Source organism: Sphaerisporangium sp. NPDC051017 (genome assembly GCF_040683095.1).
GTDB lineage: Bacteria > Actinomycetota > Actinomycetes > Streptosporangiales > Streptosporangiaceae > Sphaerisporangium.
The window spans coordinates 15,711-35,026 of record NZ_JBFBCI010000014.1 but is presented as its reverse complement, the minus strand read 5'-3'; the positions used below and the strand labels follow the sequence as shown (position 1 = coordinate 35,026).

Genomic DNA, 19,316 nt, shown 5'->3' with positions numbered 1-19,316 from the left:
GTCAGCGGCCCGTGGCGTCCGGTGGGGCGGGGGTGCGGGTACGTCTGGCGGTGAGTCGGGTCAGCAGGATCGTCGCGCCGACGATCAGGATGGCCGCGCCCGAGAGTACGGCGAATGCCGCCATCACCGCTCGCCCATGTTCCTCCATAAGCACATATTGTCCCCCCGATCTAGGTTCCTTGATCGAGTGGGCACCAACCGCCTTCAGGAGAGCCCCGATGGCCTTCGAGGGTACGCACAGGTTGGACACGGCTTCCGCGGTGCTGTGAGGATGCTCGGCATGACGGAGCGGGTGCTGATCTCCAGCGGGTCGGAGTTCGAGAAGGCCATCGGGTACTCCCGGGCCGTCGTCGTCGACGGGTGGGTGCACGTCTCCGGGACGACGGGGTTCGACTACACGTCGATGACGATCTCCGACGACGTGGTCGCGCAGGTCGAGCAGTGCATGGTGAACATCGAGACGGCCCTGCGCGAGGCGGGCTCGTCCCTCGCCGACGTCGTGCGCGTGACGTACATGCTGCCCGATCCCGCCGATTTCGAGCCCTGCTGGCCGACCCTGCGGCGTTGCTTCGAGGACGCGCGCCCGGCCGCGACGATGATCTCCTGCGGGCTCGTGGACCCGCGCATCCGCATCGAGATCGAGGTCACGGCACGCGTCGGCAGCGGCCGTCGGCGACCGTAACGGGTCCGATGACGTCAAGGAAGGCGGGAATCGCGATGTCAGAGCGGACGATCCTTTTCGGGTTCAGGGTGCCGGTCGAGGTCGGCGCGGTGGCGGAGGTCCTGCGGTGCGCGGCGCTGGCCGACCGCGCCGGGCTGGACCTGTTCGCGACCTCGGACCACCCGTACTACGGCGACCACCTGGAGGCGTACGCCACGCTCGGGTTCGTCCTCGGCCGCACCACCACCATCGCCGGGGTCACCACCGTGACCAACACCCCGACCCGCTCGGCGCCCCTGCTCGCGCGCACGCTGACGTCGCTGTCCGCGCTGTCGGACGGCCGCGTCGTGTACGGCGTCGGCGCGGGCGGCGTGTGGGACGACATCACGAGCTTCGGGGCACCCCGGCTGAGCCCCTCGGCGGCCGTCCGCGCGATGGAGGAGTCGATCCACCTGGTGAGGGCGCTGTCCGGCGGCGGGGAGCCGGTGACCTTCGACGGGGAGTTCTACAAGATCTCCGGCATCACTCCCGCGCCGGTGCCCGCCCCGCCCGTCTGGACCGGCTCGGTCGGCCCCAAATCCCTGGCCGTCACGGGCAGGCTGGCCGACGGGTGGGTGCCCGGCCGTGCCTCCGACTGGCTGAGCGAGCGGTACCGCGCGTCCCGCCCCCTGATCGACGAGGCCGCCGCGGCCGCGGGCCGGGACCCATCCGAGATCGCCACGATCTACTACGTCCAAGGTCATATCACCGACACGCCGCGGTCGGTCACGCGCGACGCCGGCCGCTGGGCCGGCGGCTCCGTCGGCCAGTGGGTCGAGTCGCTGACCGGCGCGGTCCTGGAGCACGGCGCGTCCGGCTTCATCCTGTTCCCGCCGGGAGGCGCCTCGCTCGAGGGCACGCTCATGCGGTGGGCCGAAGAGATCGTCCCCGCCGTCCGCGAGGCGGTCGAGAAGCCCTCTGGCCGCTAGGCGCGCGGCTCCGGCGACTGTCCCTGGACGCCGAGGTCGGCGTCCACGTCGTAGGCCGCGGCCGTGTGATGCCGGGTGGGGTGACCGAGATCGGCGTCCAGGTCGAATGCCACGCTGTCGGCCGCCTCGGCCAGTTCCTCCTCTTCACGGCGCTGCGCGGCGCGCTCGTGGTGCTCGCTGACCCGCTCGGCGAGGCCGTGGAGGAGTCCGTGGTGGCCGTGCTGCTGTTCGGCATCCCTCATGGCCGCCATTGTCGGCGTACGGGCGTGCCGGGACAACCAATGCGGCGTGAAGAGTGACGATCCAGTCCGTATACGCCCATCTTCGGAGCGATGTGTCGGCACGTGTCGCGCCACGGACTCGGCCCGCGGTCAATTCGGTGGCGCCCGTCGCGCGCCGCCTGGGACTGCTGCGCGATGACCGTCCGCTGTGGCGGGAGCTGGGACGGGTGCTCGGGCCGGGCGGGCGCGTCGTCGCCCTGGTCCACGAACCAGGGGCCCGGCCGGGTCTGGCCGGCTCGCCGCCGAGGCGGGGCCGGCGGTGCGCCGGACGGTCGAGGTGAGCCTGTCCGGGGCGCATCCCCTGATCGTGGTGTTTGACCCCCTCACCGTGAGTGCTCGTGAGTACAGGCGTGTCACCGAACTGGGGTGGGGTCGAAACGGCCCTCCCCTATGGATATTTCCGTTCTGTTCGGGAAGCAGTGCCGGATATCGACGCGTGGAACCGTCGATTCCGCAGGTGGTGACGCTTCCACTGATCCTGCTGGGTCTCCAGCGGCCTCAGGTGTCGATGTGAATAGCACGCTCGAAGAAGACGTCGGCATCGTGCGTCGTGCACGCTTCATTCGGACCACATGGTTACGGCAGGTAACTGGCCAGTTCCGCCGACGTCCGAGCATATGGGCGGGCGCGGAGATGGCCGGGGTTCAGCGCACCAAAGAAGTGGACCCTCAGGCTCGAAACCGGACCGGCCCTGTGGTTCGCGGGTCCACGGAAAGGAATTTGCTATGCCGTTGGAGAACAACATCCCGCGCGACACCGGGCGAGCACCGCGCGCACGAGGCCGCGTTCTGAGCGTCGGACGCGTCACGAGCGCGCTGGCCGCGCTGGTGATCGGCCTCTTCGCCATGACCGCCGGCGCCGGCGCGAGCACCGCCGTGCCCGAGCCGTCGACGGGCACGGCAGGCTTTTCCACGATCTTCACCCACGGCAGGGTCACCGTCGACGGCGGCAGCACCCTGCACTACGTCAAGGGCGGCTCCGGCCCCGCCATCGTGCTCATGCACGGCTGGCCGCAGACCTGGTGGATCTGGCGCAACGTGATGCCAGAGCTCGCCAAGACCCACACCGTGATCGCTTTCGACCTGCCGGGCCTCGGGGACTCGACCCCCCAGAACGGCGGCTACGACAAGGCCACCACCGCCAAGCGGATCCACCAGGCCGTCGTCAAGCTCGGCTTCAACTCCGTCGCTCTGCTCGGCCACGACCTCGGCGCTCTCATCGCCTACCCCTACGCCCGTGACTTCCCGAACGAGGTCACCAAGATCGGCGTCATGGAGACCCCGCTCGCCGGGTTCGGCCTGGAGAACCTGTACGGCATCAGCTTCCACTTCAAGTTCAACATGGCGCCGGCGCCCATCCCCGAGACGATCCTCGACAACGACGACGTCCCGACCTACCTCGGCCACATGTTCGGCTTCAGCACCCACCCCGAACTGATCGACAAGACCGCCTACTACGCGGCGTACTCGAGCCCGACCAAGCGCAGCTCCGGCTACGAGTACTACCGGGCCTTCGCAGCGGACGGGGTCAACAACACCGCCAACGCCTCCCGCCGCCTGACCCAGCCGGTGCTCGCGCTCGGTGGCGCGAACTCCTTCGGGCCCGGCGTCGCCGACTCCTTCCGCCTGGTCGCCGACGACGTCCACCAGGTCATCGTCCCCGACTCCGGCCACTACATCCCCGAAGAGAACCCCACCTTCCTGAGCGACTGCGCGAAGCTCTTCTTCGGCCCGCCGACCACCACGCCGCCGCCGGCCTCGCTCGCCGCCTGCGCCCCCTGAGCCCGTACGGCCCGCGCGGCTGACCGTACGGCCCGAACCGTCCACTACCGCTACCCACCGAAGGCCCGGACCCCGATGCCCACCGGGGTCCGGGCCTTCGCCCTTTCCTCACCCGGCCACGGACCGGCCACAAGCCCCGGCACGGACGCCGGGAGCTGCCATGATGAACGGATGCGGACCACACCCACCCCCGAGGACGAGCACGAGGCCATCCCCGGGCTGGAGCCGGCCCCGCGACCGGCGCGGGCCACCCGCACGGGCGGGGCGGCGCGTCGGGAAGCCGGGTACGAGATCGAGCGGGAACTGCGGGGCCGCGGGGCGGTCGCGATCGCGGGGGTGGACGAGGTCGGCCGGGGGGCGTGGGCCGGGCCGGTGCTCGTGTGCGCGGCGGTCGCGGACCTGTCGCCGCCGCCGGAGCTGCCCGGGCGCGGCGACCGCGCCGTGCGGCTCACCGACTCCAAGCTGCTCACGCGGGCCCACCGCGAGGCGTTCGCCGAGATCCTTCCGGGCTGGCTGTCCTGTCACGCCTTCGGGGAGGCGAGCGCGGCGGAGATCGACGAGGTCGGTATGACCGAGGCGTTGCGCCGTGCCGCGGAACGCGCGCTCGGCGCGCTGCCGAGCCGCCCGGACCTGGTGCTCCTGGACGGCGCGCACGACTACCTGCGCAGGCCGTGGGCGCCGGCCTCCGCGGAGGGTGGCGAGGCGTGGCGGGTGCGGTGCGAGGTCAAGGCCGACCAGCGGTCGGTGACCGTGGCCGCGGCCTCGGTGCTGGCCAAGGTGCGCCGCGACCGTCTCATGGAGGCCCTCGGCGCCGACCACCCGGCCTACGGCTTCGCCGACAACGCCGGTTATCCCTCCCCCCAGCACCAGCGGACCCTCGCGAGCGACGGCCCGACCCCCCACCACCGCCTGTCCTGGTCCTACCTGGACGACCTCCCCCAATGGCGCCACCTCAAGAAGACCCGCGCCCCCCAGCCCCCGTCAGGCCAGATGACCCTCCTCTGACTCGAACCCCGCCGTCGCCGGCCAGAGCAAGGTGGGTTTAGCGGGGAATGGGGGGATAAGGGCGGGATTTGGCGCGGGGAGGTTGATGCGGGTTTCGCGATTTGAGACGGGTAATGAAGGTTTTCAGGGGTCTTGGGTAGGTTAAGTGGGTGTCCTTCGACTACACCATGGCCATCGGGTCGTTCCTCGTCGCGATCGTCGTCGGGCTGACCGGCATGGGCGGCGGCGCCTTGATGACGCCCATGCTGGTGACGTTCTTCGGGGTGCCTCCGCTCACGGCGGTGTCGAGCGACCTGGTGGCGGCCGCCGTGATGAAGCCGGTCGGCAGCCTGGTGCACCTGCGCCGGGGGACGGTGAACCTGAGACTGGTCGCCTGGCTGTGCGTGGGCTCGGTGCCCGCGGCATTCTGCGGCGTACTGGTCGCCAAGGCCCTGGGCGACGGCAAGGACGTCCAGGACGTGATCCAGAAGGCGCTCGGGGTCGCCCTGCTCATCGCGGCGGCGGGCCTGGCCGTCCGGGGCTACCTCGCCATGAGGGACCGCGCCGAGGGACGCACGCCCGCCAGCCGCCGCACCGCGCTGCCCGGCGAGCCCGCCGCCACGGACCTGCCGCCGATCACCGTACGCCCGCTTCCGACCGTCCTGGTGGGGATCGTCGGCGGGCTGGTGGTCGGGATGACGTCCGTCGGGTCGGGGTCGCTGATCATCGTTGCGCTGCTGGCGATGTATCCGGTGCTGAAGGCCAACCAGCTCGTCGGCACCGACCTGTTGCAGGCCGTTCCGCTGGTCATGTCGGCGGCGCTCGGGCACCTGCTGTTCGGGGACTTCAAGCTGTCGGTCACCGCGGCCCTGCTCGTCGGCTCGATTCCCGGCGTCTACATCGGCTCGCGGATCTCCTCCCGCGCGCCCGGCGGTTTGATCCGCCGGGCGCTGGCGTTCGTGCTGCTCGCCTCGGCGCTGAAGATGTTCGGCGTGAGCACGATCGCGACCGCGTGGGTGCTGGTCGGTGTGCTGCTCGCGGCCCCGCTCTTCTGGATGTTCCTGCGCACCCGGCACGGCCTTCCGGCCCTACCATGGCCTCGCACGGACACGCGGGCGGAGTCAGACGCCGTCGCCGGCGACCGGATCGGTGAGGGGCGCATCGGCGAGCGCTAAGACGTCCAGGACCTGCCGGCCGTACTTGGCCAGCTTGTTCTCGCCGACGCCGCTCACCTTCCCGAGCTCGTCCGGCGAGGTGGGAGCCACGGCCGCGATCTCGCGCAACGTCGAGTCGTGGAAGATCACGTATGCGGGGACGCCCTGCTCTTTGGCCGTGGCGGCGCGCCAGGCGCGCAGCCGCTCGAAGACCGGAACGGCCTCCTCGGCCAGGTCGGCGGCGGGAGAGGCGGAACGGCGGGGCTTCGGGGCGCGGGCGGGCTTCTCGGGCTCGCGCCGGAACAGGACCTCGCGCCGGCGGCCGAGCACGTCGCCGCTGGCCTCGGTCAGCACCAGCGTGCCGTAGTCGCCCTCGACGCCGAGGAGCCCCTGGGCGAGCGACTGGCGCACCACGCCGCGCCACTCGGGCTCGCTCAGTTCGGTGCCGACGCCGAAGACCGTCAGCGAGTCATGACCGAACTGGGTGACCTTGGGGGTCTGCCGCCCGAGCAGGATGTCGATGATCTGCCCGGCGCCGAACTTCTGCCGCCGCTCGCGTTGCAGCCGGAACACCGTGGACAGAAGCTTCTGGGCGGCGATCGTCCCGTCCCAGGACTGCGGCGGGTCGAGGCAGGCGTCGCAGTTGCCGCAGGTGGTGGCGGCCTGCCCGAAGTAGTCAAGGAGCCGGGCCCGGCGGCACTCGATCGTCTCGCAGAGCGCGAGCATGGCGTCGAGGTGAACCGCGAGGCGGCGACGGTGGGCGTCGTCCCCCTCGGAGGTGTCGATCAGCCGGCGCTGCTGGACGACGTCGCTCAGCCCGTACGCGAGCCAGGCGGTGGAGGGCAGGCCGTCACGCCCCGCGCGGCCGGTCTCCTGGTAGTAGCCCTCGACGGATTTGGGGAGGTCGAGGTGGGCGACGAAGCGGACGTCCGGTTTGTCGATGCCCATGCCGAAGGCGATCGTGGCGACCATGACCAGGCCGTCCTCACGCAGGAAGCGGGACTGGTTCTCGGCGCGAGTGCGGGCGTCGAGCCCCGCGTGGTAGGGCAGGGCCGGAATGCCGTTCTGGACGAGGAACTCGGCGGTCTTCTCGACCGAGGCCCGGGACAGGCAGTACACGATGCCCGCGTCGCCGGGGTGCTCGTCGCGGACGAGCTTGAGCAACTGCCGCCGGGGCTCGTTCTTCGGCACGATGCGGTACTGGATGTTGGGGCGGTCGAAGCTCGCGACGAAGTGGCGCGCCTCGCGCAGGCCGAGCCGGGCGGCGATCTCGGCGCGGGTGGCCTCGGTCGCGGTCGCGGTGAGCGCGATGCGGGGCACCGTCGGCCAGCGCTCCTGGAGCACGGACAGGGCGAGGTAGTCGGGCCGGAAGTCGTGCCCCCACTGGGCGACGCAGTGGGCCTCGTCGATGGCGAAGACGGAGATCGCGCCGCGGGCGAGCAGCGCCAGGGTGGACTCCAGGCGCAGGCGCTCGGGCGCGAGGTAGAGCAGGTCGAGCTCGCCCACGAGGAACGCCGACTCGACCTGCCTGCGGTCTTCGGGCTCCTGCGTGGAGTTGAGGAACCCCGCCCGCACGCCGAGCGCCGTCAGGGCGTGGACCTGGTCCTGCATGAGGGCGATCAGCGGGGAGACGACGACGCCGACCCCGTCGCGCACCAGCGCGGGAATTTGGTAACACAGCGACTTTCCGCCGCCGGTCGGCATGAGCACCAGCGCGTCTTCGCCGCCGGCGACGTGCTCGATGATCTCCTGCTGGCCTTCGCGGAACGAGGCGTAGCCGAAGACGCGGTTCAGCACGCGCAGCGCGTCGTCCGCTCGGGTGTCGGTGTCAGGGGAGGTCACCGCGCCAGTTTACGAGCCCGCTCCGCCCCCGCCGGACGTATGAGCGCGGGTTGTGGACAACCTTTCCTTCGTCCACAGGACGGCGTCCCACCAGGCCGTTCTCGCATTCATATCACCAGGATGTGCATGCCTTTCATGGAATTTCTGGATATGCGATGCTTCGAGCCATGAGCGACCCGGACATCTCCCCCTCGGACGACGTAGACGGCCTACCGGACGCCCAACCCACCGTCCAGCCGAGGAACGGCAAAGTGCCCGGCACCCTGGGCCGCGCGTCGGACGCGGCGCGCGCCGGGGCCGTCGAGGACGCCGGGCTGGTGCGGTCGTGGGGAACCCTCGCTCTGCTGTCGGCCCCGGTGGTCCTCCTCGTCGCCCTGCTGTTCACGCGGGAGCTCCCGCTCAGCCTGGTCGGCGTCGTGCTGATCCTCGCGATGGTCGGGGTCGGCCTGCGCATCGAGGCGGCGATCCGCCTGCGCGACCGCTGACGACCCGCGGCGCCCGCCCCGCCCCTCGCCGCACCCGGCGAACAGATGTGCAGCTATTTACACAGTTTGTCCTCTGGGATACGTGTCTTACATACATGATCCGTGCTGACCCCCCGGAGGCACACCTTGCGGCAATCACATAGATTGCTCTGCGCCCTCGGCGTGACCCTGGCGCTGACGGCGACGACGGGCGGCGTGGCGTCCGCCCAGGCCGGACCCCAGATCACCGTGGCGAACGGGAGGACGCAACCCGTCTTCTCCTACGCCGACGCCATCCGCGAGCACGTCCGCGTCGAAACCCCCATCGACGGCGACGGCGACGGCAAGAAGGACCTCGCGAACGTCGACATCATCCGGCCCCGCGAGACCGACCGGGGCCTCAAGGTGCCGGTCATCATGGACGACAGCCCGTACTACGACAACGCCGGCCGCGGCAACGAGGGCGAGCGCAAGCAGTACGACGCCTCGGGTCAGCCGACGAAGTTCCCGCTGTTCTACGACAACTACTTCGTGCCGCGCGGGTACGCCGTCGTGCTCGTCGACATGCTGGGGACGACCAGGTCAGACGGCTGCGTGGACGTGGGCGGCGCCTCGGACGTCGCGGCGGGCAAGGCCGTGGTCGACTGGCTGAACGGCCGGGTCAAGGGCTACAACCCGGACGGCTCGGTGGCCACGGCGAGCTGGACCACGGGCAAGGTCGGCATGATCGGCAAGTCCTACGACGGCACGCTGGCCAACGCGGTCGCGGCCACCGGCGTGCGGGGCCTGGAGACGATCGTCCCGATCTCGGCGATCAGCAGCTGGTACAGGTACACGCGGATGAACGGCGTGCTCTACACCGACGACTACATGCCCTGGCTCGCCGAGTACATCGACACCGACCCGCCCGCCAAGTGCGCCGCCGTGCGACAGCGGCTGCACGACGAGCAGGACGACGCGACCGGCAACTACAACGCCTTCTGGAACGAGCGCAACTACGTCACCGGCACCCTCGGCGACGTGAGCAAGGTGCGCGCGAGCGTGTTCGCCGTGCACGGGCTCGGCGACCTGAACGTCAAGGCCGACCACTTCACCACCTACTGGGAGGCCCTGGCCAGGCGCGGGGTGCCACGCAAGCTGTGGCTGTCGCAGTACGGGCACGTCGACCCGTTCGACTTCAAGCGCGAGGAGTGGATCGACACCCTGCACGCCTGGTTCGACCGCTGGCTGCACGGCATCGACAACGGCATCACGCGCGAGCCCAAGGTGGACCTGCAGCTCACCTCCGGCCAGTGGGTGAAGCAGGCGGACTGGCCGTCGCGGTCGCTGACCATCCCGCTGTGGCTGCGCCCGGGCGACGACGCGCAGGGTGCCCTCGGCCTGCTGCCCGCCCGCAGGGGCACGACGCTCTCGTTCGTCGACGACCCGAGCCAGTCCGAGAGCAGGATGGTGTCCAACCCGACGGATGTCTCGCCGAACCGGCTGACGTTCCTCACCCCGCCGCTGAAGCGGGCCGTGCGATTCTCCGGCACACCGACCATCGACATCCGGGCCAAGCTCGACCAGCCGGACGCCAACCTCACGGCCCTGGTCGTGGACTACGGCGAGGACTACCGGGTCAACCACGCGTCCGCGGGCGGCATCAGGACGCTCACCACGGAGAGCTGCCACGGGGAGAGCACGGCCGACGACGACGCCTGCTACCGGCAGACGCAGACCGTCATCTCCAAGAGGCCGGTGGAGATCGTGGCCAAGGGCTGGCTGGACGCGCACAACCGCCGCTCCCTGACGACGCCGGACACGCTGACGCCGGGCACGAACTACCAGTTCACCTGGAAGACGCTGCCGGGCGACTACATCGTGAAGCCGGGGCACCGGCTCGCGGTCATCCTGGCCGGTAGCGACGTCACCGAGACGATCCCCGACCAGCCGGCGGCGGCCACGGTCACCGTCGACCTGGCGGCGAGCAAGATCTGGCTGCCGCTCGCCGCCGTGAACTCCGTCGACTCCGTGGACGCGGCCCAGGACGCGAACCCGCCGACCACATTGGACTTCGCGCCCGCTCCGGCGGACGGGGAGTGGCAGGGGCCCAAGGACGTCGTCCTTCCCCTGCAGTCCCGCGACTTCTTCTGACGGGACCGAACCCGACCACACCTGACCGGATGAACCCGGCGGGGGATCGAAGATCCCCCGCCGGACCGGGCCCGCGTCAGTAGACCCGCCCGCTGATGTAGTCGGCCAGCACGCGCGCGGCACCCGCGGCGTCGCACACCAGGTGCCGTTTCTCGGCCGACTGCCAGGAGTAGTACGCGCCGCCGTACCCGACGAAGACCCACAGCGGCAGGCCCACGTCCGGGCGCTGCACCAGCAGCGCGGTCCCGGCGTCACAGAGCTCGGACCTCAGCCCGAGCCGCCCCAGATGGTCACACAGCCGCAGGAGTTCGGCCCCCTCCGCGGGGGCCTCGGGTTTCTCCTCGCGCGCCGCCGTGGTGATCGTTTTCATGCCACGTCCCTCCGACCCCGTAGCGCCGAGACGGTACGTACCTCGGGCAGGCGGCGAGCGACGCGCGCGAGGGACGCGCGGGGAGCGCCCGTGCGGTTGCAGGCCGCGACGGGCGCGCGGGTGCGACGTGGCGCCGCCGGCCACGATGGCCATCGCTGGTCACCACCGAGCGTCGCAGGACCCGCTATCGCCGGATCACCGTACGCATATCCTCAGCCGATCCGCGTTCCCGGCGTCCACCGGGGGACGGGTTCGGTCGTACCGTCGTATTACATGCTTCAAGACAAACACCGCATCTTTCTCATGCAGACCCCAATCCCCACCCCTCATGATTTTTGTCGGGTGCCCCTAGACCGAAACCCCGGTGTCAGGGACCGCCGGCGGGCACCGCCTTAACCTGGGGCGCCCCACGACGACGGAGACGATTGACGCGCTTCCCAGCCAGGGCCGGGAATTCAGTCCGTGCCGCGCGTACACGCGGCACCTCTGTGGCTTCCTGCTTCACTGGGCCGCGCCACCGCGAGCGGTGGTCTGACCTGCCCTCCACCGGGACGGCATCCGCCGTCCCGCCCACGCGTGTGGGAGGCGTTTAACCTCTCCGCCCGTCCGGCGGCGAGGATGTTGATCGCAGCGTTCACATCCCGGTCGTGGACCGCCCCACACGGGCAGGTCCACGACCGGACGCCCAGCGGCATGGATCCGGCCAGGGCGCCGCAGGCCGAGCACAACTTCGAGGAGGGAAACCACCGGTCGATCCGGTGAAAGGCCCGGCCGTACAGGGCGGCCTTGTACTCCAGCATGCCGACGAACGCCGACCAGCCCGCGTCATGAACGCTCCTGGCCAGCCGGGTACGCGCCAGCCCCGCCACGGCCAGGTCCTCCACGACCACCGTTTGGTTCTCACGGATGATCTTTGTGGATTCCCGATGGTGGAACTCACGGCGCGCATCGGCGACCTTGGCATGCTGACGCGCCACGGCGCGGCGGGCCTTGGCCCTGTTGTTCGATCCCTTCTGCTTGCGCGACAGCGCCCGCTGCAGGCGCTTGATCTTCTTCTCGGCGCGGCGCAGGAAACGCGGGGCGTCAATCTTCCGGCCGCCCGTCAACACCGCGAAGTGGCCCAAGCCGAGGTCGACGCCGGTCTCAGCGTCAACCGCCGGGAGGGGTCGTTCGGCGACCTGGACCACGAACGAGGCGAAATACCGTCCAGCGGCGTCCATGACCACTGTCACCGAGGACGGCTCGGACGGCAGGGCGCGTGACCAGCGAACCGGCACGTCCCCGATCTTCGGCAGGCGTAACTTCCCACCTGCCGTCACACAGAACCGGGCGTTCTTCGTGAAACGTATAGCCTGGTGGTTGTCCCTCTTCGACCGGTACCGGGGCGCAGCGACCTTACGACCCTTGCGCTTGCCTGTGATCGAGGCGAAGAAGTTGCGGTAGGCGGCGTTCAGGTCCGCCAGCGCCTGCTGCAACACCGCCGCGGATACCTCACCCAGCCACGCCCGCTCAGGTGTCTTCTTCGCCTGGGTGATCACCCGCTTGGCCAGCTCGCCATCGGAGATGTAGGGCAACCCGGCCGCGTGGGCCTCCTGCCGGGCGCGCAGCCCGTCGTTGAACACCATCCGCGCACACCCGAACGCCCGGGCCAACGCTTGCCGCTGACCGGCACTCGGGTAGAGGCGGGTGTTGTACCGAAGCCGCACACCCAGAAACTTACCATCGGTTTACCGACGATTACACAGAGCCATCATGACCCGCAGGCAGTGCTTTTCGCCTACACGGCGACTTGGTCTCTATCACCAGGTTCCCGGCATTCCGTTTTCACCAAGGCGCACCTGGAACGCACCGAACAGATCATGCGCCACGCGTGCCGATGACCGCGACAGCGAATTGCGCGGGTTCACCCGTGAGGCCGAGCACATCCACCTGTTGGTGAACCTCCTGCCAAGCTGGCCGCCCGGGGCGAGGACCCGGAGGCCTACGCGGGCTACCTGGCGGCGTTCGCCCACGGCATGCCGCCGCACGGCGGGTTCGCGATCGGTCTGGAACGCTGGACGGCGCGCTTCACGAGCGCGGCGAACGTGCGCCAGACGACGCTCTTCCCCCGTGACCTGCACCGCCTGACGCCGTAAGCGCCACTTCGGTGTGAATTGACCCCGGTGGTGTTGAATTGACGGGTGACGACCATCGCGCCCACCGGGGTCCAGCACGTCATCGCCGCCGACGGCTACGAGGCCGTCGTCACGGAGGTCGGCGCGGGCCTGCGCGCCCTGACCTTCGAGGACCGGCCGCTGATCGTCGACTACCCCGAGGACCGGCAGCCGCCCGGCTCGGCGGGGGTGTTGCTGCTGCCGTGGCCGAACCGCGTGGACGGAGGCCGGTACACCTTCGACGGGCAGGAGCGCCAACTCGCGCTCACCGAGCCGAAGTACATGAACGCCGCGCACGGCTTCACCCGGACGCTCCCCTGGCGCCTGGTCTCCGGCGACGAGGCCTCGGTCACCCTCGGCCTGCGGCTGTTCCCGCAGGCCGGCTACCCGCACATCCTGGACTTCACGGTCACCTACGCGCTCGGCGCCTCGGGCCTCCGGGTGGAGCTGACCGCCGCGAACGCGGGCGGCACCGACGCGCCGTACGGCTTCGGCGCGCACCCGTACCTCACGGTGGGCGAGCCGCTGGAGTCGGCCGTGCTGGAGCTTCCCGCCGGGCGGTGGCTCCAGGTGGACGAGCGCAAGATCCCCGTCGGCGGCAGCGACGTCGAGGGCACCGCGTACGACTTCCGGACGGCGCGGCCGATCGACGATCTGGCGCTGGACACCCCCTTCACCGACCTGACCCGCGAGAAGGACGGGCTGGTGCACGTCCGGCTCACCACGGCGGACGGCTCGCGCGGCGTCGAGTTGTGGGCGGGCGAGGGCGTCCCGTGGCTTCAGCTCTTCACCGGCGACAGCCTGACCGGCCCGTACCGCCGCGCCGGGCTGGCGGTGGAGCCGATGAGCTGCCCGCCCAACGCGTTCGGGACGGGCGAGGACGTCATCCGGCTCGGCCCCGGCGACCAGGTGACGCACCACTGGGGCATCGCCGCCCTCTGACCCGCCCTCTTGACCCGCCCTCTTGACCCGCACGGCCGCCCGTTCGTGATCGGTTCTGGCTATGGCCCAGTGGCTTCCACGTCCGGACGACCCGGCATAAAGATGACGTGCGGATCGCGGCGAACGGCGTCAAGAACCGGTACATATGACCATAAATCAGGATTTTGGGCGCAGGATGGAAGGGTAACCGCAGGTAGGAGACGGATGCGATGCCCGCCATCACCCGTGCCACTTCCTTCGGAAGAGCAGCCCTCCGCAAGACCCCTCCGAGGAAGGGCTTCGCCGGCAGGATCGGCACCCCGGACACGGAGAGACACCGCCTCAGCGTCCCCGGCGGCCTCGCCGCGCTCTCGCTCGACGCCCTGGCGTCCGTCGCGTACGGCCCCGAGGCGATCGTGCTCGTCCTCGCGCTCGCCGGCGCGGCTGGGCTCGGCTACGCGGTCCCCGTCACGCTGGCGATCGTGCTCCTGCTGGCCGTGCTGACGATCTCCTACCGCCAGGTGATCGCCAGCTTTCCGCAGGGCGGCGGCGCGTACGGCGTCGCCAAGGCCTACCTCGGACGCCGGGCGAGCCTGGTCGCGGGCGCCAGCCTGATCGTCGACTACGTCCTGAACGTGGCCGTCTCCGTCGCGGCGGGGGTGGCGGCGCTGACCTCGGCCTTCCCCGAGCTGCTTCCGTACACCACCTGGCTGTGCCTGGCCGTGGTGCTCGCCGTGACGCTGGTCAACCTGCGGGGCGTCGGCACGAGCGCACGCGCCTTCATCGGCCCCACGATCATCTACGTCGGCGCGATCTGCCTGGTCATCGTCGTGGGTCTGCTGCGCGCCGCGCCCGCGACCCCCGTCCAGCACGCCGCCCAGGCCCACGGGCTGGAGACGGTCGGCGCGCTGCTCCTGCTGCGGGCGTTCGCCAACGGCTGCGCGGCCCTGACCGGGGTCGAGGCCATCGCCAACGCCGTGCCGACCTTCAGGAAGCCGCGCGTGCGCCGGGCGCAGCGGACCGAGGTCGCGCTCGGCGCCGTGCTCGGGATCATGCTGATCGGCGTGGCCGCCCTCATCCAGAGGTTCTCGATCGGCCCGGTGCACGGGATCACGGTGCTGGCGCAGGTCACGCGGGCCGCGCTCGGGGACGGGCCGCTGTTCTACGTCGTCCAGTTCTCCACCGTGATCCTGCTCGCGCTGGCCGCCAACACCTCCTTCGGCGGGCTGCCCGTCCTGGCGAAGCTGCTGGCCAAGGACAACAACCTGCCGCACTTCTTCGCGCTGCGGGTCGAGCGGCAGGTCCACCGGTACGGCATCGTGTTCCTCGCCGTCACGGCCGCGCTGCTGCTGGTCGGCACGCGCGGCGACATGAACAAGCTCGTCCCGCTGTTCGCGATCGGGGTGTTCGTCGGATTCACCCTGTCGCAGGCGGGAATGGTGCGGCACTGGCTCGCCGAGCGGCCCTCCGGATGGCGGCGGAAGGCCGCGCTCAACGGCTTCGGCGCGCTGATGACCGGCGTCGCCGTCCTCGTGATCGCCGCCACCAAGTTCGGCGAGGGCGGCTGGATCGTCGTCGCCGCCCTGCCGCTGATCGTGCTCGGCATGGAGTGGGTCAACCGGGCGTACGCGCGGATCGGCCGCAAACTGGAGCTGGGCGTGGTGCCCACGCCGCCGAGGCCCCGCCGCTCGGTCGTCGTCGTGCCCGTGCACGCGGTGAACCGGCTCACCCGCGACGCCCTCGCGGCGGCGCTCTCCCTCGGCGACCGCGTCGTCGCCGTCCATGTGACGTATCCGGACGACGAGGACGAAGGCCGGGCGTTGGTCGAGGAATGGGAGCGCTGGCACCCGGACGTCGAGCTCGTCCTGATCCACGACGCCCACCGGCGCCTCGCCCGGCCCCTGGCGACCTACCTGGCCTCGCTGCGTGAGGCCCACGTGTTCGTGCTGATCGCCGAGATCGAGCCCGAGCACGCCTGGATGCGGTTCCTGCAGAACCAGCGGGGCGCCGTCCTGGCGCGGGGGCTGCGCCGGATGAGCGGCGCCGTGGTCTGCCGCATGCGGTTCCGCCTTTCGGCGCTGGCCTGAAATCCGGCGTGAAGGCCGAACTTCTTGCCGGGTGAATCGTTCCCTCCATGGGGTGGGCAACGCGGGCGTGTGAGCATGGGGGCATGGGTGAGACCATGAGCGCCTGGGTGGTGCGGCGGCCCGGGCCGATGGAGACGCGTCCTCTTGAGCGGGTGCGGCTGCCCGTACCGGAGCCGGGGCCCGGGGAGGTCCTGGTCAAGGTCGAGGTGTGCGCCGTGTGCCGCACCGACCTGCACCTCGCCGAAGGCGACCTGCCGCCGAAACGGCCGGGCACCGTCCCCGGGCACGAGGTGGTCGGCCGGGTCGTGGCGCGCGGCCCCGGAGCGGGTCTGCCGGACGGCACGCGGGTCGGGGTGGCCTGGCTGCGGCGGACCTGCGGCCGGTGCCGGTACTGCCTGCGCGGCCTGGAGAACCTGTGCCCCGACTCGCGGTACACCGGCTGGGACGCCGACGGAGGGTACGCCGAGTACACGACCGCGCCGGAGGACTACGTCTACACGCTGCCGGAGGACCGGCCCGCCGAGCGCCTGGCCCCGCTGCTGTGCGCGGGCATCATCGGCTACCGCGCGCTCGCCCGCGCCGACCTTCCGCCGGGCGGCAGGCTCGGCGTCTACGGCTTCGGGGCCTCGGCGCACCTGACCGCCCAGGTGGCGATCGCGCAGGGCGCCTCCGTGCACGTGCTGACCCGGTCCCTGGCGGCGCGGCGTCTGGCGCTGGAGCTCGGGGCGGCCTCGGCGGGCGGCGCGTACGACCCTCCGCCCGAGCCGCTGGACTCGGCCATCCTGTTCGCCCCGGTCGGCGATCTCGTCCCCGTGGCGCTCGCCGCCCTCGACCGGGGCGGGACGCTGGCCGTCGCGGGCATCCACCTCACCGACGTCCCGCCGCTGAACTACCAGGACCACCTGTTCTACGAGCGGGGCCTGCGCAGCGTCACCGCGAACACGCGCGAGGACGGCCGGACGTTCCTCGACCTGGCCACGCGGCACCCGCTGAGCGTCACCACGACCCCGTACCCGTTCGACCGCGCGGACCAGGCGCTGGCCGACCTCGCGGCGGACCGGGTGAACGGCGCGGCCGTCCTCCACATTGGCGGCTGACCCGCCAGGGGACCGAGCCGCCGGACGGGGCCACCAGGACAGGGCCGGTCAGCCGGACGCGCGGTCGCGGACGAGTTCGACGACGGCGCCGATGTCGGCGTCCCCGAAGCCCGCCGCCGCGGCCTGCTCGTACCGGCGCTCGACCAGCCGGGCGAGGGGCAGGGTCAGGCCGTGCGTCTCCGCCACCTCGGCCGGCAGGCGGACGTCCTTGGCGCCGAGCCGGGTCGTGAACCAGCCTTCATGGTCGCCGCCGAGGACGTCGTCCAGGCGGTTGCGCAGCGCGGGCGCGATCGTTCCCCTCCCGTCGGCGCCGGCGCCCGCGTCAGCTTCGGCTGGGCGTCCGCGCGCGGTCGGCCGGCGCGCCCGGGGGTTTGGCGAGGGCCTTCATGGCCTCTCTGAGCACCCACGCCTCCTGGTTGAGCAGCCTGCGGTCGCGCGGCTCACAGTCGGCGTCGATCACGAAGTCGTCCCCCTGGAAGCGCGGGAAGACGTGGACGTGGGCATGGAAGACACCGAGGAGCGAGGGCTCGCCGTCGCCGAGGAACATGGTGATGCCCTCGCAGTGCAGCCCCGAGTGCCGCAGGCCGACCGCGACCCGCTGGGCGATCCGCCACATGTGGACGCCGACCTCCTCGTCGAGGTCTTCGAGCCCGGCGGCGTGGACTCGCGGGATGACGAGGGCGTGCCCCGGGTTCACCGGGTTGCTTTCCATGATCACAATCGTGCGGTCGTCCTGGAAGGCCAGGCTCGCTTCCGCCCTGCCCTCAAGGATGTCGCAGAACGCGCATACATCGCCTGAGCTGTCCATCCTTCAATGATTCCTCGCCCCGAATCGGGACCTTCCGCGGCCCCCGGCGGACGGCGTCACGCGCGCGGCCCTCTGACCAGGCCAGACGGCCCGCCCGCCCGAAAGCCTGCGGGCCCGGCACTCCCTGTGGGGAGTACCGGGCCCGCCTGGTGGTCTTCCGTCAGCGCAGGATCTTGTAGAGCGCCGACGTCAGGGACGCCTTGGCGTCGTCCCCGTCGATCGACCACATCATCGACCCCCCGAGCCCCTTCAGCCGGATGTACACGGCCTTCTGGGCCAGGGACGCCGGGTCGTCGTACGACCAGAACTCGTTGCCGTCGTACAGCCACATCGCGCCGGTGAGCAGGTCGCGGTACCGCTTGCCCGGCTTGCCGGCCAGGACCTTGTAGTCCTCGCTGCCCGCCGCCCAGACGCCCGGCGCGGGGCCGGTGGCCGGGGACCACAGCCCGTCGCCGGTGGCCTTCACGCCCGTCCAGCCCTGGCCGTACGCCGGGACGCCGACGACGATCTTCTTGGCGGGGGCGCCGCGCGACAGGAAGTCGCGGACGGTGGTGTCCACGCTGTACTTGATCGCGTTCGGGTCCCTGCGGTCGGGGAACAGGTTGCCGTTGTGGCCGGTGATCGGGTCCCACGAGCCGTGCAGGTCGTAGCCCTGGACGGTGGCGAAGTCCAGGTTGCGGAACACGTCGCGAACCTCGAAGCCGACGTCGATCTTCGCGGCGGCGGCGGGCAGGAACGCCGTGAGCTGGCTCTTGCGGTCGAAGGCGTTGAGCTGGCGGCGCAGCTCGGCCACGAACAGGGTGAAGTTGCGCTTGTCCTCGGGCCGGATGATGTTGCCGGCGTTGCCCTCGGAGCCGGGCCACTCCCAGTCCAGGTCGATGCCGTCGAACACACCCGCGCCCGCGCCGGCCGCGAGGCCCGGCAGGTTCCCCTTCAGCCACAGGTCGACGCAGGACGCGGCGAGCGCGCCGCGGGCCTGCGGGGTGAGCACGGCGTCGGAGAAGTACTTCGAGCCGGTCCAGCCGCCGAGCGAGATCAGGACCTTCAGGCCGGGGTGGGCGGCCTTGAGCTTCTTGAGCTGGTTGAGGTTGCCGTTGAGCGCCTGGCCGGGCGCGTCGGCGACGCCGTCCACGCTCTGCTCGGCGGAGACCGGCCGCTGCCAGTCGGCCCAGGGGTCGACGGACACGCACTTGAGCGAGGCGTCGACGGCGCCGAACGCGTAGTTGATGTGGGTCAGCTTCGCCGCGGCGCCGCTGGTCTCGACGTCCTTGACCTGGTAGTTACGGCCGTAGATGCCCCACTGGGTGAAGTACGCGACCCGCTTGAAGCGGTCGCCGCCGTCGTGGTCGCGCGTGTGGCTCTTGATGGACGCGGCGGACGCGGACGCGATCGCGTGGGCCGAGGTGGCGGCCTGGGCAGGTATGGCCACCGCGGCGAGCCCGGCGGCGAGCGCCGCTGTGAGAAGGTGCTGGAAAGGTCGTCGCACGGCCGTCTCCACTCGCTGCTCTGGGGAGCTGAATACTCATAGGAAAGTTTCCTATAAGTTTTTCGGATCGTAGAGCCCTCCGTGCGCGGCGTCAATGCACGATCACGCATCGACGCGTCCGTCCAA

The 19,316-nt window shown here is 70.9% G+C and carries 19 protein-coding genes; 11 read left to right on the top strand and 8 right to left on the bottom strand.

The features are described from left to right. Position 1 precedes the first annotated feature (1 nt). Positions 2-148, bottom strand: coding sequence for a hypothetical protein (locus tag AB0M95_RS14550; protein ID WP_363763744.1), 147 nt, complete (start codon positions 146-148; stop codon positions 2-4). A 132-nt stretch (positions 149-280) separates the two neighbouring features. Here AB0M95_RS14550 and AB0M95_RS14545 point away from each other — a divergent pair, with 132 nt between their 5' ends. Both AB0M95_RS14545 and AB0M95_RS14540 read left to right on the top strand, forming a co-directional pair. After that, the gene (locus tag AB0M95_RS14545) at positions 281-682 is read left to right on the top strand and encodes a RidA family protein (RefSeq protein ID WP_363763741.1); all 402 of its coding nucleotides are present in this window, start codon (positions 281-283) and stop codon (positions 680-682) included. Between the two features lie 35 nt (positions 683-717). Beyond that, positions 718-1,629 carry an LLM class flavin-dependent oxidoreductase gene (locus AB0M95_RS14540; RefSeq protein WP_363763738.1) on the top strand — a complete coding sequence of 304 codons (912 nt, stop codon included), beginning with the start codon at positions 718-720 and terminating at the stop codon, positions 1,627-1,629. Here the strand turns inward: AB0M95_RS14540 and AB0M95_RS14535 are convergent. Then, positions 1,626-1,871 carry a hypothetical protein gene (locus AB0M95_RS14535; RefSeq protein ID WP_358516633.1) on the bottom strand — a complete coding sequence of 82 codons (246 nt, stop codon included), beginning with the start codon at positions 1,869-1,871 and terminating at the stop codon, positions 1,626-1,628. The two genes, AB0M95_RS14540 and AB0M95_RS14535, sit on opposite strands and share 4 nt — an antisense overlap. Positions 1,872-2,635: 764 nt before the next feature. On the opposite strand from AB0M95_RS14535, the gene AB0M95_RS14530 reads away from it, so the two are divergent. The 3 genes from AB0M95_RS14530 to AB0M95_RS14520 all read left to right on the top strand — a co-directional run bounded on the left by AB0M95_RS14530 (position 2,636) and on the right by AB0M95_RS14520 (position 5,850). Further along, on the top strand, positions 2,636-3,691 hold the full coding sequence (locus AB0M95_RS14530) for an alpha/beta hydrolase (RefSeq protein WP_363763734.1): 1,056 nt from the start codon (positions 2,636-2,638) through the stop codon (positions 3,689-3,691). 171 nt (positions 3,692-3,862) lie between these two features. Continuing rightward, positions 3,863-4,696, top strand: coding sequence for a ribonuclease HII (locus AB0M95_RS14525; protein ID WP_363763731.1), 834 nt, complete (start codon positions 3,863-3,865; stop codon positions 4,694-4,696). A gap of 149 nt (positions 4,697-4,845) precedes the next feature. Next, the gene (locus AB0M95_RS14520; protein WP_363763728.1) at positions 4,846-5,850 is read left to right on the top strand and encodes a sulfite exporter TauE/SafE family protein; all 1,005 of its coding nucleotides are present in this window, start codon (positions 4,846-4,848) and stop codon (positions 5,848-5,850) included. Here AB0M95_RS14520 and recQ read toward each other — a convergent pair. Further along, entirely contained in the window at positions 5,797-7,671 is a 1,875-nt protein-coding gene (gene recQ / locus AB0M95_RS14515; protein ID WP_363763725.1) for a DNA helicase RecQ, read from the bottom strand. The genes AB0M95_RS14520 and recQ overlap by 54 nt on opposite strands. Before the next feature lie 167 nt (positions 7,672-7,838). Here recQ and AB0M95_RS14510 point away from each other — a divergent pair, with 167 nt between their 5' ends. Further along, positions 7,839-8,156 carry a hypothetical protein gene (locus tag AB0M95_RS14510; RefSeq protein WP_363763722.1) on the top strand — a complete coding sequence of 106 codons (318 nt, stop codon included), beginning with the start codon at positions 7,839-7,841 and terminating at the stop codon, positions 8,154-8,156. A 162-nt stretch (positions 8,157-8,318) separates the two neighbouring features. Beyond that, complete coding sequence (locus AB0M95_RS14505; protein ID WP_363763719.1) at positions 8,319-10,268, top strand: Xaa-Pro dipeptidyl-peptidase; 1,950 nt, start codon at positions 8,319-8,321, stop codon at positions 10,266-10,268. A gap of 76 nt (positions 10,269-10,344) precedes the next feature. Here AB0M95_RS14505 and AB0M95_RS14500 read toward each other — a convergent pair whose 3' ends face one another. Beyond that, the gene (locus AB0M95_RS14500) at positions 10,345-10,638 is read right to left on the bottom strand and encodes a hypothetical protein (protein WP_358516641.1); all 294 of its coding nucleotides are present in this window, start codon (positions 10,636-10,638) and stop codon (positions 10,345-10,347) included. Between the two features lie 455 nt (positions 10,639-11,093). Further along, entirely contained in the window at positions 11,094-12,344 is a 1,251-nt protein-coding gene (locus AB0M95_RS14495; protein ID WP_363763716.1) for a transposase, read from the bottom strand. Positions 12,345-12,590: 246 nt separating this feature from the next. Here AB0M95_RS14495 and AB0M95_RS14490 point away from each other — a divergent pair, with 246 nt between their 5' ends. The 4 genes from AB0M95_RS14490 (at position 12,591) to AB0M95_RS14475 (ending at position 16,896) form a co-directional block, all read left to right on the top strand. Continuing rightward, the gene (locus tag AB0M95_RS14490; RefSeq protein WP_363764010.1) at positions 12,591-12,773 is read left to right on the top strand and encodes an amino acid--tRNA ligase-related protein; all 183 of its coding nucleotides are present in this window, start codon (positions 12,591-12,593) and stop codon (positions 12,771-12,773) included. A gap of 45 nt (positions 12,774-12,818) precedes the next feature. Continuing rightward, complete coding sequence (locus AB0M95_RS14485) at positions 12,819-13,733, top strand: aldose 1-epimerase family protein (RefSeq protein WP_363763714.1); 915 nt, start codon at positions 12,819-12,821, stop codon at positions 13,731-13,733. Between the two features lie 209 nt (positions 13,734-13,942). Beyond that, a complete protein-coding gene (locus AB0M95_RS14480; protein ID WP_363763711.1) occupies positions 13,943-15,799 on the top strand; it encodes an APC family permease in 1,857 nt (618 codons plus the stop codon). 83 nt (positions 15,800-15,882) lie between these two features. Continuing rightward, on the top strand, positions 15,883-16,896 hold the full coding sequence (locus AB0M95_RS14475; RefSeq protein ID WP_363763708.1) for a zinc-binding alcohol dehydrogenase family protein: 1,014 nt from the start codon (positions 15,883-15,885) through the stop codon (positions 16,894-16,896). 48 nt (positions 16,897-16,944) lie between these two features. Here AB0M95_RS14475 and AB0M95_RS14470 read toward each other — a convergent pair whose 3' ends face one another. The 3 genes from AB0M95_RS14470 to AB0M95_RS14460 form a co-directional block, all read right to left on the bottom strand. Beyond that, positions 16,945-17,175 carry an NAD-binding protein gene (locus AB0M95_RS14470; RefSeq protein ID WP_363764007.1) on the bottom strand — a complete coding sequence of 77 codons (231 nt, stop codon included), beginning with the start codon at positions 17,173-17,175 and terminating at the stop codon, positions 16,945-16,947. Positions 17,176-17,218: 43 nt separating this feature from the next. Next, complete coding sequence (locus AB0M95_RS14465; RefSeq protein WP_358516649.1) at positions 17,219-17,704, bottom strand: HIT family protein; 486 nt, start codon at positions 17,702-17,704, stop codon at positions 17,219-17,221. 160 nt (positions 17,705-17,864) lie between these two features. After that, positions 17,865-19,190, bottom strand: a complete 1,326-nt coding sequence (locus AB0M95_RS14460; RefSeq protein ID WP_363763705.1) for a glycoside hydrolase family 18 protein — start codon at positions 19,188-19,190, stop codon at positions 17,865-17,867. Between the last annotated feature and the right edge of the window lie 126 nt (positions 19,191-19,316).